The following is a 15,759-nucleotide window of genomic DNA, read 5'->3' as shown; positions in this document are numbered from 1 at the left end:
TCGGCATCTTCAACGAGGCACTGCTAGTCAGACTGTTGTCGGCACGGCAGGCTGAGTAACTCAGGGACATCACTAGGGCGAGAACCAAAATCAGCATTCTCTGCTGGCAGTTTTTCCTCTTGATGGAAAACCATCTCAACAGCACTAAGATATTCCTCCATACTGCTCGTTGCTGACATGCTCCAGCCAGTCCACAGGCTTACCATCGAGCCATTCCTGAATGGCGATGTGCGTCATCGCTGTGGTTGCTGTAGCACCGTGCCAATGCTTCTCACCCGGCGAGATCCAGATCGCGTCCCCCGGTCGAATTTCCTCGATCGCACCGCCCCATCGCTGTATAAGTCCACAGCCAGCTGTCACGATTAGGGTTTGTCCCAATGGGTGGGTGTGCCATGCTGTCCGAGCGCCAGGCTCAAACGTGACACTGGCTCCAGACGTGCGCGCTGGATTGTGTGCCTCAAACAGGGGGTCAACGCGGACAGTGCCGGTAAAATACTCAGCCGGCCCTTTGGCGGAAGGCTGTGAGCCACTTCTTTTAATGTCCATTTTCTTAATTCCTTGACTTGATGCGATTTTGATGGCTAGTAGGCAAGTCTCTTGCCCAATCAAAACTGAGTTTTATATTGAATAAAAATCCAGAGTGCTTATAAGAAGCTGAAATCATTTTTCCTTGCTTTAGCTTCATTTTAGGCATTTTGAAGGGCAAGTAATAGGACGATCGTCTAAGATTGTTGTACAATCCTGCAAACTTAGAAATGAACGCTGCCAAAACGAGTGAAAAGTCCGATATCGCTTTAATGAACGACCCGCAGGCAAAGCGCGAGGTAGACAGAACGCAAGCCAACAGAGACGAATTGAAAGAGCTGATTGCACAAGCGATTCCTCATGATGGGACGATTGAGCCGCTCAAAGGTTTGCATTTCAACCGCTCCTCCTCGCCTTCGGAATGCGTTCATAGTGTCTCTATCCCTGCGTTTTGTGCGATCGCTCAGGGCAGCAAAGAAGTTCTTCTGGGCAGCGATCGCTATCTGTACGATCCGATGCATTATCTGCTTGCTACGGTTGAACTGCCAATTATCAGCCAAATTCTGGAAGCGTCAAAGGCGCAACCGTACCTGAGTCTTCGCCTCGATCTTGACCCTACCCTTGTTGGCTCAGTGATGGTCGAGGCAGGGTATCCCTCATCGCGCAACCATGCTGATGTGAAAGCTATTGATGTAAGTCCATTGAATGCAAATCTGTTGGACGCTGTGGTGCGGCTCGTCAGGCTTTTAGATTCCCCTGCTGAAGCTCATGTTCTTGCACCACTGATTAAACGGGAAATCATTTATCGACTCCTGATGGGAGAGCAAGGTAATCGGCTCCGTCATATTGCAGTTCTGGGTGGCTACACCTACCACATCGCCAGAGCCGTCGAGCGACTTCGTAAAGACTTTAACGAGCCGATCAAGATTGAAAGCATCGCACGAGAGCTGGGAATGAGTGTATCGGGCTTCCACCATCACTTCAAGTCTGTCACTGCCATGAGTCCCTTGCAGTACCAAAAGCAACTTCGGCTCCAGGAGGCTCGCCGTCTGATGCTGGGGGAAAAGCTTGATGCTACCAGTGCTGCCTACCGCGTGGGTTATGACGATGCCTCGCATTTTAACCGGGAGTACAAGCGGCTTTTTGGTGCGCCACCGATGCGCGATGTGGAGCGGCTGCGAGAAGCTGCTAGGGAGACTGCTAGCTCAATCTGATCTCCTGTTCTGGTCACGGCATCTTGGTAAGACTGTCTGTACTCTAGAATTGCCTGCTAATAAGCTGTTACGCAAATAAGATTGCACATCAACTGGTGAGGTTGTCCTTTGTCAATTGTCCTTTGTCCTTGGTAAACACAAATGACAATTGACATACTCACGGGCGTGTTCGCCCTTGGCGTTCCCGTTCGCGCAGCGTCTCCGTCAGGAGAAGGGTACGCACGGTGATTCTGGAGTAATGAGTAATAAGTAATAAGTAATGAGTAAATACCCATTTTTCATCCACTCATTACTCATTACTCCTTACTCATTACTTTAAAGCATTGCGTGAAGCACGGGGTTTCAGACCCATATTTTTGATGACTAATGACGGTCTACACGGAAAATATTGAAATATGTAGGCGCGTTAGCTTATCTGACAAAAAATTGCTGAATTCTCTCAAAATTCGGCAATATTAGCCTTCTAATTACTTGGAATATAGGTTTTTGCTAGGGATACACAGATGTACGCCCCTATTGGAGTATTTGTATTAATTGCTTCATAAATCTTCCTATAGATATGGAACAATATCATACTTCTCTATTTACGTCTTATATCTAAAGATAGAAGATTAAGGTTAAAATTTGGGAAACCTAAGAGGGATTACTCCCAAGAGATTTCCTGCCTACTTATCGCAGAAAGCAACTGAGGTCAGATGAAGCAACCTTTAAATCAAGTCAAAGAGTGGGAACAACGTCGTGATGAAGCAAACCGCTACTACCAGCGCGGTAAATTTCAAGAATCTCTCGATCTTGCAACCAAAAATTTACATTTGGCTAGAGCAATTCGAGATCGAGCCAGAGAAGGCCATACATTAAACGATCTCGGTTTAGCTCACCTCAGTTGCTGGCAACCTCAAAGAGCATTAGAGCGCTTTCATCAGGCGCTTTCGGTTGCTGTTGAAATTGGCAACCCGCCAGCAGAAGCAACCGCACTTAGCAATCTGGGTTCTACCTACAGCCGTCTTGGACGCTTTTCGCAAGCTTTAGAATATTTTGACAAAGCACTGCCAATCTTTAGGCGATCGCAAGATATTCAAAGTGAAGTTTCTACTCTTAATGATGTAGCGCTAATTTATACCCGCTTAGGAGAACCGAAACGGGCACTGTTGCTACAACACCAAATTTTGAGGATGCGGCGATTGTTGGGTGACTTTTCTGGTGAAGCAACAACGCTTAATGGCATTGGGTTTGCTTACAATGTCTTAGGCAAGTTTGAGCAAGCGCTAGAATTTTTTGAAGCGGCACTTCCAATTCAACGAGCCGTCAAGAATGTGCTTGGTGAAGCAACCACTTTGAATAATATTGCCTCAATCTATAGTGATTTAGGAAAACCGAAACAAGCGCTATTACTATACTATCAAGTTCTTTTGACACGTCGGGCAATCAGCGATCGCGCAGGCGAAGCAACAACCCTTCACAACATTGGTTTTACCTACAGCACCCTGGCACAGCATCGCCAAGCAATGAAGTTCTACAAGCAAGCCATTGTGATTTATCAACAACTAGGCGATAATCTCGGAGAAATTTCAACTTTGCTGAATATGGGAACCCTTTACGCCACAACGAAACGTAAAAAAATGGCGCGATCGTGCTACCAAAACGCTCAAGATTTAGCAGAGCAAATCGAACACCAGCCACTCCTGGAAAAAGTACAGCAGTTTATAGATTCTCTGTAATTTAGATGCAACAGGCTCAAATTCCCGACTTCTTAAAGAAGTCGGGAATTTTTTTGTTCGAATTGAAGCTCAAAAAGTTCGCAACTTCACTACCGCCGACCATATACTAATCAACAGGTTACGATCAATTAAGAAGTAATAATTTTTGATGGCACCGCCAGGAGTCTTTTTATGTTCATTAGTGAATTGTCACCTATATTCAGAGAATTTATCCAGCATCCAGCCTCATTTGTGGGTGGGTTATTCTCTGGTGTGCTTCGGCTCAATCTTGCAGACGATCCTGTTAAAAGCTGGCTGGCTCAACAGGGCGGCTCAAATAGCTATACCAGCAGCACAACAGAAGCACATAATGGCAAAGCAAGTGGGCCTCAACAGATTTCGATTGATTAAATTTTTGATTAATCGCAAATCCGGTTAATTATTATTGGGAATTGGGAACAGGGAATAGTGATAGAAACTTTAGCTATGGGTCAAAATCCCATTTGAAAAAAGATGTTTTTCGAGACGCGCAGCGCTCTTAAATCGGTGTCTTTGTTACAATCCCACGCTTGAAAGCCGTGGGTTTCCCAATTCCCAATTCCCAATTCCCAATTCCCAATTCCCAATTCCCAATTCCCAATTCCCAATTCCCAATTCCCAATTCCCAGTAAATATGGAATCCCTAACCTCTCGTATGCAGGGTGTACAGTCGCCGATTATTCCTGTGGTTGGGGAACTGATTAAAAACTCTCCAGGAACAATCTCTCTAGGACAGGGTGTTGTTCATTACAACCCACCACCGGAAACTATCGAATTTTTACCCAAATTTCTCGCCGAGCCTGCTAACAATTTATACAAATCTGTTGAGGGAATTCCCCCATTGCTGACAGCACTTGCTGGAAAATTGCAAGCCTTCAATGGTATTGAAATCAATGGGGAAAACTGCATCGTTGTGACAGCAGGGAGCAATATGGGATTTATGAATGCCATTCTTGCTATTACTAACCCAGGCGATGAAATTATTTTGAATACGCCTTACTATTTCAACCATGAAATGGCGATCGCAATTGCTGGTTGTCGTGCGGTGTTAGTGGCGACAGATGAAAATTACCAACTACGCCCAGAAGCGATCGCTCAAGCAATTACTCCCAAAACACGGGCTGTGGTGACAATTTCGCCCAATAATCCCACTGGAGTCGTCTATTCAGAAGCAGCATTGCGCCAAGTAAATCAAATTTGTGACACTAATGGCATTTACCACATCAGCGATGAAGCTTATGAATACTTTACCTATAATGGCGTAAAACACGTTTCTCCTGGTGCATTTGGGAGTAGCAAGTACACTATTTCTCTATTTAGCCTTTCCAAAGCATACGGTTTTGCTAGTTGGCGCATTGGCTATATGGTGATTCCCAAAGACTTATTTGTCGCTATAAAAAAAGTCCAGGATACAATTTTGATTTGTCCGCCAGTAATTTCCCAATATGCAGCTTTAGGGGCATTGCAGGCAAAAGAGGAGTATTTGCAGAATAATATAGGTGCAATTTCTCAAGTTCGGCAATTAGTACTCGACTCCCTTAACCGCCTAGAAGGTTTATGTAGCATCACACCTGCTAATGGCGCTTTCTATTTTTTCCTCAAAGTTAATACTCAAATGGATGCTTTTGAGTTAGTTAAAAGACTAATCCAGGAACATAAAGTAGCAGTCATTCCAGGTACAACCTTTGGTATGGATGACGGATGTTACCTGCGCGTTGCTTACGGTGCGCTGCAAAAAGAGACAGCTAAAGAAGGTATAGAAAGATTAGTACAAGGTTTGGAAAATATAGTTAAGAGTTAAAAGTCATTCATTCTGCCTCCTGCCCCCTGCCTCCTGCCTCCCCGAAAATCCTAAATATAAAATTGAACAGATGGCGATTATTAATAAGCTTATTGAAATTGAAACTGAGCCAAAAATTAATATTTATAATATCACACCACAAATTCAGGATTTGCTTGCTTCAGCAGCAATTAAAAATGGACAAATTTTAGTATTTTCTCGACATACAACAACGGCTTTAGCTATCAACGAGAATGAAGTCAGACTGTTAGAAGATATAAAAACATTCTTACAAAAATTAGCACCAGAGTCGGACAGTTACTTGCATAATGACTTGCATTTAAGAGATGTCCCAGAAGATGAGCCGATTAATGCTCACTCTCATTTAATGGCAATGATGCTGACCACTAGTGAGATAATTCCCATTGTGGATGGTAAATTAGCTTTGGGAACCTGGCAATCTGTGTTGTTTTTTGAGTTGGATGGGCCGCGCAAAAGAACGGTATTTGTCCAAATTTCTGGCGAATAATGCAACTTCACATCTACAATCCTCTCAGAACAACCCAAATCTGAGAGAATTACGAACACGACTAACAAGTGCATCAGTTGAATTTACTTACAGCAATTAAAAATCTGAAAGAATGTTTCTAAGCATAACCTTCCTTTCCACAAACCAGAACTTTCGTTGTGTCAAAGGCAGAGGCAATTAGTGATGAAAAATAACGATAACTTTGTATTACGTAATACTTGGTACTATGCTCTGCCTAGTAATCATATCAAGCCAGGTATGATGATCAGCCGCATTTTCTTGGGTGAACCTGTGCTGTTAGTCCGAGATCAGAATGGTAAAGTCTCGGCTATGAGAGATATTTGTCCTCATCGTGCCGTGCCTTTGAGTTGTGGTAGATTCGATGGACAGGAAGTGGAATGCTGCTATCACGGTTGGCGCTTTAACTCAGGTGGACGCTGCACTGCAATTCCATCTCTTGTTGAGGAGCAGCAGATGGATTTAAGCCGCTTTGACGTACAATCCTACGAAGTTCGGGAAGCCCAAGGGAATATTTGGATATATATGGCTGATCCCGATAAATCTCAGCCTGCTGCTTCTGAGATGGAAATTCCGGTGATTCCAGGGTTTGAGGAGCAATCGCCCCAATTTGTAGAGGTGATGAGATTTCCCTGTTTTGTGGATCATGCAGTAGTAGGTCTGATGGACCCTGCTCATTCCCCTTATGTTCATCGTGCTTGGTGGTGGCGAAGTGGGCAACTGCATGAGGAAGTCAAGCAATTTGATGCTTCACCCTACGGCTTTACTATGCGACGACACCGATTACCAGCGAATGGAGGTCGATTATACTTGCTGATTGGTGGTGGTGTGCCGGAAACGGAGATTTCTTTTCGTTTACCTAGCGTCAGAATAGAAGAAACCACAATTGGCAAGCATAGAGTTGTTAATTTAACGGCAGTTACCCCCATTTCAGACACAGAAACTGAGGTAAATTTTGTTCTTTATTCGACACTTCCCTGGGTGGGATTTTTCAAGCCACTCCTGCATGTACTGGCACAAACCTTCTTAGGTCAAGACCGAACGGTTGTGGAAAAGCAACAGATTGGCCTTAAATATAATCCTGTTCTGCGACTGATTAAGGATTCAGATATGCAGGCGCAGTGGTATTACCAGTTAAAGCGGGAGTATGCTCGGTCTGTCGCTGAAGGACGAGAATTTGTGAACCCTGTTAAGGATCAAGTACTTCGCTGGCGTGCTTAAATTACTTCAAAGTGAATTCTGCAAATTTTGGGCACTTTAGCTGATGATGATACCCTGACACAATTAATAGAACAATTCCAGTAATCAATAAAAGAGCCGCCAGAATAAATGATTCATTGATTTGACCTTGGTTTAATTCAAAATACAAAATTCTGTTAGGAAGAATAAAGAAAATTTTGAATTAATTAATTTCGAGTTACAGGCTCCCCTGACTTTTCACGTTGTGTGCAAAAGTCCACCAAAGACCTAACCCCCTAACCCCCTTCCCGACGCAGGAAGGGCAGGGTGGTTTTCTTCGAGTGGTGGGTAGCCCCAATATCCTGTCATTGCTCCCAGCAATATTAGTAACAATAATAACCATAATTCATGTCTTCGTCCTCGGATTTGCCTATAGTCTGGGACTTGCTGCAATTGTTCGACGAGATTCATACTTGTTAGTTATCCATTTTTCTTTACCCTCTACAAACCATTATTATTTTTCTCTCGTTGTATGAAACCACCCTGCTTGTGGATATGGCATAAGGGAGTTAATAGTGAGGAGTTACAAATAAATTAAAAGTAGCAATATTATTTATTTTTACTCATAACTTCTAAAAAAATTCCCACCCAGGTATTAACCTGGGTGGGTAATATGAGGCGGGACAAAATAATTATCCCGAAAGAAGTAGAGGAATTATTTACTCTCTGTAAAATCAGCGTCAATCACATCGTCGCCGCTACCAGAGCTAGAGGTGGAACCACCATCTTGAGGTTCAGCACCTGGTGCAGCACCCGCACCAGCTTGTTGATAGATGTTACTACCAACAGCGAATAGAGCTTGTTGCAATTCTGGGGTGAGCTTTTTGATTTGCTCATCGTCTTCTTTGGCAACTGCTTCCCGCAGTTCTTTTACCAAACCTTCAACTTTAGTCTTGTCAGCAGCCGGAACTTTATCGCCCAATTCTTGTAACTGCTTTTCAGCTTGGTATGACAAGGAGTCGGCTTGGTTCTTGCGTTCAATCTTCTCACGCCGTTCTTTGTCAGATGAAGCATTTTGTTCAGCTTCTCTTACCATCCGGTCAACGTCAGTTTTATCCAGGGTGGAAGCACCAGTTATGCTGATGGACTGTTCTTTGCCAGTACCTTTGTCCTTAGCGGTGACGTTAAGGATACCGTTAGCGTCAATATCGAACACCACTTCAATTTGAGGAACGCCACGTGGTGCAGGAGGAATACCATCAAGGCGGAAGGTTCCCAAACTCTTGTTATCGTTAGAAAATTCGCGTTCACCTTGAAGGACGTGAATTTCTACGTTGGTTTGACCATCCACTGCGGTGGAGAAGACTTCCGATTTTTTGGTGGGGATTGTTGTGTTGCGGGGAATAATTTTGGTCATTACGCCGCCCAATGTTTCAACACCCAAAGAAAGTGGTGATACATCTAACAGTAAGATGCCAGTGACTTCATTATTCAGTACACCTGCTTGAATCGCTGCACCAATTGCCACGACTTCATCAGGGTTAACACTTTGGTTAGGGTCTTTACCCAATACCTGCTTCACAATCTGGTGGACTGCGGGAATACGGGTAGAACCACCAACTAACACCACTTCATCAATATCGCCTTTGCTTAACTTGGCATCGCGCAAAGCGTTTTCCACAGGAACACGGCAACGGTCGATTAAGTCAGAACAAAGTTCTTCAAAGGTGGCACGAGTCAGGGTTGTATCCAGGTGCTTAGGCCCATCCTGGGTAGCAGTGATAAATGGTAAATTGATTTCTGCTTGGGTAACGCTAGAAAGCTCAATTTTTGCTTTTTCTGCGGCTTCTGTCAGACGTTGTAAAGCTTGTTTGTCTTTGCGTAGTTCAATGCCTTCGGCTTTCTTGAACTTTTCAGCTAAGAAGTCAACTATTTTTTTATCAAAGTCATCACCACCAAGGTGTGTATCCCCAGATGTGGCTAGTACTTCAAAAACTCCATCTCCTACTTCTAGCACGGATACGTCGAAGGTACCACCACCAAGGTCAAAGACGAGAATGGTTTCGTTACTCTTCTTGTCAAAGCCATAAGCTAGAGAAGCAGCAGTTGGCTCGTTGATAATCCGCAGAACTTCAATACCTGCAATTTTACCAGCGTCTTTTGTCGCTTGCCGTTGAGAGTCGTTAAAGTATGCGGGAACGGTGATTACAGCTTGGGTAACAGTTTCACCAAGGTATTTGCTGGCATCTTCAACTAGTTTGCGAAGAACTTTTGCAGAAATTTCTTCAGGAGCAAACGGTTTACCAGCTATCGGACAATCTAATTTGACATTGCCGTTGCTGCTGAGAACTTTGTAAGAAACTTCAGTTGCTTCGTTACTCACTTCGTCGTAGCGGCGACCGATAAAGCGTTTGACTGAGTAAAACGTATTTTCGGGGTTCATCACCGCTTGGCGTTTGGCGATTTGGCCAACCAAGTTGTCGCCATTTTTCGCAAATGCCACTACTGATGGGGTTGTCCGAAAACCTTCAGCATTAGCAATTACAGTAGGTTTACCACCTTCCATCACTGCCACGCAGGAGTTCGTTGTTCCTAAGTCAATTCCAACTACTTTTGCCATTTTAGGTGCTGGCTCCGTATAACTACAAATGAATGAATGAGAATATAAAGGACTAAATTTTGAACCAACAGGGTCAATAAATCAGCCAATTCAGCATGAATACCTTTGATTTGGCTTTCCTGGGGTTAAAACTCCAGACTATGCTGATATATATACTGAAGCTTAGTGGTAGCCAGTCCATGAAGGGTGGTTTCCCGAACCTTGCTTAGGACGGTTAAACTAACTAAATAGTTTTTTTAGTTGGTTCATGGATTGATTTGCCTTCACTCTGTCTAATGTATGAGAATTAATACTTTCAGTAATTAGGGTGAACCGTAACGTCCGAGTGGTGTTTGCCGTCTTTAGAGGTAATAAACTACAGAAGCACTGAGAATTGGGCATTGAGCATTGGGCATTGGGCATTGAATTAAATATTACTCAGCACTTACTCAAGTCTAGAGAAAAGAGTTTCCCAATCAATTACAGGTGGTCTTTGTCCCTGGTTGACTATTTCAAAAATTTTCTTGGAACTACTTGGCTGAAAAAGGCATTCCACGCAAGCGTTTGCTACATCAATCCGGCTGGTATCACCCGAAAGTGTATCCCCAGTGCCTATAACCACACCATACTTACCATCAGTTTTGGCCTTTAGCAGTGTGTTGAGGTCGTATGAAGTATAGGGCCCGTCAATCAAGCGTCCTGGGCGGATAATCGTGTAGGGCAATCCTGAATTAATAATGGACTCCTCACCTTTTTGTTTGGCATCCAACACGCCGAACGCATTAAGAATACTAAAAGGAAACTGATCTTTACGGAGAATTCCACAAGAAGAGACGAAAATGAACCGCTTCAAATTCTGGGGTGCTGCTGTAACTAGGTTGCTGACACCTTGGGCATCAACCTTGGCTGGACTATTCTTTGCTTTTGCTTCGCTAGATTTGGGGTTAAGGAAAGTTATTCCCCATTCAAGCAAGTTCGGGGGTTGGTCAAACTCCCATCGCGAAGAAGGAAAGGCAGTGGTTCCAGTACAACTGATGATGTGGGTGACATCTTGTGTTGCAGCTGGGAGTGTAGCTGGCTGGCGGATGTCACCAACGGCAATTTCCACTCTCTGGTTAAACATTTCTTCGACTTTTGCGGCATTGCGTGTCAGAACGCGAACTTTCAAACCCTTTTCTAGGAGTTTGCCTACCACTAGTTGCCCTACTCCACCAGTAGCACCAGCAACTAGTACCAAATCTTCAGCCGAAGTTTCAAAAGAAGTCATAAATTGCCTTTGAGATAGTCTCTTTTTAATCTACTCAAATAAATGGGTTAGCGTACCCTGCGGGAAGAAAGCTAAGCGTAGCGTCTGTCTACGACACGCTGCGCGAACGCAGAGAAGGTATCGCCAAAATAGACTCAGATTAAAACATTTGGCTAATAGCTGTTGATTCTGTAGCTTTCAGGCTGACAATTGGGAATTTTAAAATCAGGGCAAATTTCCCAAAACTGAATCAGAACAGTAGCAAGTACTTGAGGTTTCGAGCAAGGAATGAAAATTAGTCAAAAATTAATTTCGGGTATTCTGGGAATGGCTACCATCTCAGTAATTGTTGGTGCGATTAGTGCCGATCAACAATTGAAGATAGCTAAGTATCTTGCTCAACAAGAGGCTGAAGAGGTTGCTGGATTACTGGGATATTTCGTAAGTCATGAGCTTGAATACCACGAACTGCGATCGCGTGAGAAAATGCTAGCCCATTTACAAAACCATGTAGAATTGCTACATAAGCAACGTCAGCGCGATCTAGAAATTGTAGATCGTAATAAAATCATTCTGGCAGATGTAGTTGCAGAAGATATCGGTACGCGATTAGATCACGATCGCAATAATGAAGTTGGTAAAACTATTCAAGATGGTATACCAAGAACTTATGTTGAGTCCAGTCCTGAATACCCAAATGGGATTCAATTGATTGCTGTTGCTTTTAAGACTGGCAAGGGTGAAACAATTGGGGCAGTAATTTTGGAATATACCCCGCTTTACAAAGCAGCACTAGCAACAGCCGAAAAGAATATTATTGTGACGTTGTTCATCAGTCTGGGATGTAGTGTATTTGCATTAGCAGCAGGTTATCTGCTCTCTAAAAGCATCTCAAAACCGATTAAACAACTCCAGCAAGCTGTGGTAAATCTGACTGAAGGTAAACTCGATACTAGAGTTAGTATTCGCTCCCAGGATGAGATTGGCGAGTTAGCCACCTCGTTCAATAAAATGGCGGACGATCTGCAATATTCTAGAAATGAATTGGTCAACGCCAATGAACAATTACGAGACGAAATTACCGAACGCCAAGAGGCAGAAGCGGAACTTCAGCAAGCTCTGAAAGACCTGCAAAAAACCCAAATCCAATTAATTCAATCCGAAAAAATGTCAAGTCTGGGTCAACTAGTGGCGGGAGTTGCCCATGAAATCAACAATCCGGTTAATTTTATCTACGGCAACCTCGAATACACTGATGATTACACTCAACAGATGTTGCTGTTAATTAAGCTTTATCAAAAACACTACCCCTATCCAGAGCCAGAAATTCAAAATGCTAACCAACTGAACGATATTGAGTACCTTATAGAAGATTTGCCTAAGATGTTAACCTCAATGAAAATGGGGGCTAAACGCATCCGGGAAATTGTTCTCAGTTTACGAATTTTCTCTCGCTTGGATGAAGCTGAGTTCAAAACGGCTGATTTGCATGAAGGAATCGACAGTACTCTGTTAATTTTGCAACATCGGCTCAAGGCACTAAATAATCGCCCTCAAATTGAAGTGGTCAAAGAATATGGGGAAATCCCGAAAATTCAGTGTTTTGCAGGGCAAATGAATCAGGTATTTATGAACCTCTTGGCAAATGCAATCGATGCTTTAGAAGAGTGTTTCCAAAAAGAACTTTGTCCAAATCCCTTAATTCGCATTTCTTTGGAACATGTAAATGAAAATGTTGTGATTCGGATTGCTGATAATGGATCGGGAATTCCAAAAGAAATTCAGTCGCGTTTATTTGACCCTTTTTTCACCACAAAAGCAGTTGGTAAGGGGACTGGTATGGGATTATCGATCAGCTACCAGATAATTACTGAAAAGCATGGTGGCTCTTTGGAATGTATTTCATCACCGGGACAGGGTGCAGAGTTTGTGATTGCAATCCCGATTCGAGCAGGGAAATTAGCACAATCATCAATCAGCGATCGCATAATAGGTTAAGTATGAGTGTTTTTCAGACCATAACTGCGTAGGCGTAGCCTGTCGTAGACATCGCTACATAGGGGAAATTGCGCCCGAATTGTTCGGTTCTACCACTTTCAACAGTACACAAATGGTTATAACCTCGTAAGTAGTAGCGAAATGTCTACCTTAGACGCTGTTAGTCGCTCTTGAATTAAGGGGTGAAAGCCTGTGTACGAATGGATATTGCCAAGTCTGAGCGAAATCTTGGCCCAAAATCAATCAAGTGTGGCTGAATGTTCACCTGGTAAAGCAGAGCGGCAGTGGCGTGTCAGCCTCGCAGCAACTGAACATTTGCTATTAAATACTTTAGCAGCTAATCCAGTTGACACAATCCAAGGATTAGTTTTAGCTGCACCTGCACCCTTATTCAGTCAGCCAAAACTGACTCAAAACTTACAAACAGTAACTTTCACAGCAAAACCATTTAATCCCTTGGCACTGATGCCATTTCAGATGCCAGATGTCATCGCACCCATAGATGAAGAAATCGCTCCTCATGAATCGGTACTTCCCTTATTACCTGCCGATCCTCTGGGGACAGAGCAGTTTTGCTTAGTTTTTACAGATAAATTTAGATTAGTACTGGTTTTAGCAACCCACAAAAACGGTAAAAAAACCTTTTCATTTTCTTTTGAGCCGGAAGTAGTAGAGCAAGCTTGGCGATCGCTAGGTGCGAGAGTAATGCTGGCTAATCCAGAATTTTTTGCCCGCCTGGATGTATTAGTACAACAATATTCTCCGGTAGCGCCAGATTGCCGCATCATGATTCAGTTTAGTCAGTTGTTGCTTCAGGAATTAACGGAAGCAGAAGAGACTGGGGAAGAAGCAGGGGAGCAAGGAGCAGGGAGCAGGGGGAAAAATACCAATTCCCAATTCCCAATTCCCAATCCCCAATCCCCAAATCCTGATGTCGAACTGCTCCAAGCCTTCGCTCACGAAGTTCGCACACCTTTAACAACTATTCGCACCATGACTCGTCTACTGCTGAAGCGGCGAGATTTAGATGCTAGTGTAATCAATCGCTTAAAAATTATTGATCACGAGTGTACTGAGCAAATTGATCGCATGGAGTTGCTGTTTAAGGCAGCAGAATTAGAAACTACTGCCTCTACAAAATGTCCAAAAACTCAACTCACACCGATGTCTTTAGATCAAGTGTTGCAGCAGAGCATTCCTCGGTGGGAACAAGCAGCGCATCGCCGGAACTTAACTTTAAATGTTGTTTTACCCCAGCAACTACCAACTGTGGTAAGTAATCCCATGATGCTTGATCAGGTACTCACCGGTTTGATAGAGAATTTCACTCGCAGCTTACCTTCTGGTAGCCATATTCAAGTGCAAGTTATTCCGGCTGGAGATCAACTGAAGTTACAATTATCGCCCCAATTTGGGTGCAAAGATTCCAGTAAAGCTGCAACACCTGCAACGCCACCAATTCGCAAAGCCCTTGGTCAATTGCTGATGTTCCAACCAGAAACAGGTACGATTAGTTTAAATATTGCTGCAACCAAGCATTTATTTCAAGCGATCGGCGGTAAATTGATTGTGCGTCAGCGTCCACACTATGGGGAAGTTTTGACGATTTTCCTTCCCTTAGAAGTTAGTAATAAACATAAATCTGGAGCTAAAACTTGGGAGTGAATATTCATCAACTATTTTTTTAAATTATAAATATTCACTCTAAATTAACGTCAATTAAAGAAACCTCTCCCTGCCTTGAACTTTAGTTTAAGGCAAAGTTTTTTATTCGACTAATTACCCCTTTAAATGTGGATAAAATCTTTGGGTAATAATTCCTCTTCTCTCTGTGTTCTCTGCGCGGCAGTCGCTCATAGAGGAAACCCCCATCGCGCAGCGTCTCGTAGAGAAGACCGTGCTGCCTTGCCTCTGTGGTTCGATAAATCACTTTTAAGCTGCATAGAGGAAAGCAGAGATTTTACGAGTTACCTTCAAAAGGCTTGTCTGAGAATTTATTGCGGACACAATATCACTCATTTAACTTACATGAAATTAAACAGGAATTAAATTCCTCTGACTTGCCATTTGTAAAAATAGATGCCAAAAATGGATATAAATTCTGGCTAACAGCCAAGTACACATTTGTGTAAAAACCAATAGGAGAATTATGGCACATTTTGAAATAATCGAAAAAGAGGGTTTGCATTTAGTCAAGGTCACTTTGCAAAATGAAACAGTACGCACTGAATCTGGTGCTATGTACTATATTCGTGGCAATATTCAGATGCAATCTAAAGCCCCTTCAGCAGGTGGGTTTTTAAAATCATTAGCCACGGGAGAAAACATTTTCCGTCCTACATATACAGGTACGGGTGAATTATATTTAGAGCCGTCTTTAGCGGGATATCACATTCTAGAATTAGACGGTAGTGAATGGATTTTAGATAGTGGCGCTTATTGGGCTAGCGATAGCAGTATAGAAGTAGGAATTGAACGAAACAAATTCGTATCAGGCTTAATTGGTGGCGAGGGTTTGTTTCAAACAAAAGTCAAAGGTAGGGGTAAAGTGGTAATGGTAGCACAAGGCCCTGTAGAAGTAATAAATTTACAAAATGACCGATTAGTTGTTGATGGAAATTTTGCGATCGCTCGCACAAATACTTTAAATTATCGTGTTGAAAAAGCTACTAAATCTCTTTTAGGTTCGATGACTTCTGGTGAATTTCTCGTCAATACTTTTGAGGGAACTGGGACTGTATTGCTTGCTCCCATACCTTATTGGAAAGTCATGATGATTCGGCAAATTACTGCCGCGCTACCAAAAACTTCTAGCTAATAATCATTAGTTATCAGTTATATCATGTCCGCTTAAAGATTGATGTCCAGATCCCCGACTTCTCAAAGAAGTCGGGGATCTAATTTTTCACGAATGATTTAGTATTGCTATATAACT

At 43.0% G+C, this 15,759-nt stretch carries 13 protein-coding genes and 1 pseudogene; 9 read left to right on the top strand and 5 right to left on the bottom strand.

What is annotated here, in order from left to right; translation table 11 throughout:
- Nucleotides 1-23 precede the first annotated feature (23 nt).
- Both FD724_RS40575 and FD724_RS04150 read right to left on the bottom strand, forming a co-directional pair.
- Nucleotides 24-161, bottom strand: coding sequence for a hypothetical protein (locus FD724_RS40575; RefSeq protein WP_179071681.1), 138 nt, complete (start codon nt 159-161; stop codon nt 24-26).
- A complete protein-coding gene (locus FD724_RS04150) occupies nt 145-609 on the bottom strand; it encodes a cupin domain-containing protein (protein WP_256874445.1) in 465 nt (154 codons plus the stop codon). Before FD724_RS04150 ends, FD724_RS40575 begins: the two co-directional genes overlap by 17 nt.
- A gap of 146 nt (nt 610-755) precedes the next feature.
- On the opposite strand from FD724_RS04150, the gene FD724_RS04145 reads away from it, so the two are divergent.
- The 6 genes from FD724_RS04145 (at nt 756) to FD724_RS04120 (ending at nt 7,023) form a co-directional block, all read left to right on the top strand.
- On the top strand, nt 756-1,739 hold the full coding sequence (locus FD724_RS04145) for an AraC family transcriptional regulator (RefSeq protein WP_179071680.1): 984 nt from the start codon (nt 756-758) through the stop codon (nt 1,737-1,739).
- 695 nt (nt 1,740-2,434) lie between these two features.
- Nucleotides 2,435-3,457 carry a tetratricopeptide repeat protein gene (locus FD724_RS04140; protein ID WP_179071679.1) on the top strand — a complete coding sequence of 341 codons (1,023 nt, stop codon included), beginning with the start codon at nt 2,435-2,437 and terminating at the stop codon, nt 3,455-3,457.
- A 171-nt stretch (nt 3,458-3,628) separates the two neighbouring features.
- A complete protein-coding gene (locus FD724_RS04135) occupies nt 3,629-3,847 on the top strand; it encodes a hypothetical protein (RefSeq protein ID WP_114084886.1) in 219 nt (72 codons plus the stop codon).
- Nucleotides 3,848-4,109: 262 nt separating this feature from the next.
- Complete coding sequence (locus FD724_RS04130; RefSeq protein ID WP_179071678.1) at nt 4,110-5,276, top strand: pyridoxal phosphate-dependent aminotransferase; 1,167 nt, start codon at nt 4,110-4,112, stop codon at nt 5,274-5,276.
- A gap of 70 nt (nt 5,277-5,346) precedes the next feature.
- Nucleotides 5,347-5,784 carry a secondary thiamine-phosphate synthase enzyme YjbQ gene (locus FD724_RS04125; protein WP_179071677.1) on the top strand — a complete coding sequence of 146 codons (438 nt, stop codon included), beginning with the start codon at nt 5,347-5,349 and terminating at the stop codon, nt 5,782-5,784.
- A 183-nt stretch (nt 5,785-5,967) separates the two neighbouring features.
- Nucleotides 5,968-7,023 carry an aromatic ring-hydroxylating dioxygenase subunit alpha gene (locus FD724_RS04120; RefSeq protein WP_114084883.1) on the top strand — a complete coding sequence of 352 codons (1,056 nt, stop codon included), beginning with the start codon at nt 5,968-5,970 and terminating at the stop codon, nt 7,021-7,023.
- Between the two features lie 294 nt (nt 7,024-7,317).
- Here the strand turns inward: FD724_RS04120 and FD724_RS41910 are convergent.
- From FD724_RS41910 to FD724_RS04105, 3 genes and pseudogenes are all read right to left on the bottom strand, one after another.
- A pseudogene (locus FD724_RS41910) lies at nt 7,318-7,452 on the bottom strand (ISAs1 family transposase); the annotation flags it as partial.
- Between the two features lie 244 nt (nt 7,453-7,696).
- The gene (dnaK, locus tag FD724_RS04110; protein WP_114084881.1) at nt 7,697-9,601 is read right to left on the bottom strand and encodes a molecular chaperone DnaK; all 1,905 of its coding nucleotides are present in this window, start codon (nt 9,599-9,601) and stop codon (nt 7,697-7,699) included.
- 424 nt (nt 9,602-10,025) lie between these two features.
- Nucleotides 10,026-10,847: an SDR family oxidoreductase gene (locus tag FD724_RS04105; protein ID WP_179071675.1), complete on the bottom strand. Its 822-nt coding sequence runs from the start codon at nt 10,845-10,847 to the stop codon at nt 10,026-10,028.
- A gap of 267 nt (nt 10,848-11,114) precedes the next feature.
- Between FD724_RS04105 and FD724_RS04100 the strand changes: the two genes are divergently transcribed.
- From FD724_RS04100 to FD724_RS04090, 3 genes are all read left to right on the top strand, one after another.
- Nucleotides 11,115-12,824: an ATP-binding protein gene (locus tag FD724_RS04100; protein WP_179071674.1), complete on the top strand. Its 1,710-nt coding sequence runs from the start codon at nt 11,115-11,117 to the stop codon at nt 12,822-12,824.
- 192 nt (nt 12,825-13,016) lie between these two features.
- Nucleotides 13,017-14,489: a sensor histidine kinase KdpD gene (locus tag FD724_RS04095; protein ID WP_114084878.1), complete on the top strand. Its 1,473-nt coding sequence runs from the start codon at nt 13,017-13,019 to the stop codon at nt 14,487-14,489.
- A 484-nt stretch (nt 14,490-14,973) separates the two neighbouring features.
- Complete coding sequence (locus FD724_RS04090) at nt 14,974-15,642, top strand: AIM24 family protein (RefSeq protein WP_179071673.1); 669 nt, start codon at nt 14,974-14,976, stop codon at nt 15,640-15,642.
- Nucleotides 15,643-15,759: the final 117 nt, after the last annotated feature.

It is taken from the genome of Nostoc sp. C057 (assembly GCF_013393925.1).
Classification (GTDB): domain Bacteria; phylum Cyanobacteriota; class Cyanobacteriia; order Cyanobacteriales; family Nostocaceae; genus Nostoc; species Nostoc muscorum_A.
This window is presented reverse-complemented; position numbering and strand designations above follow the sequence as displayed.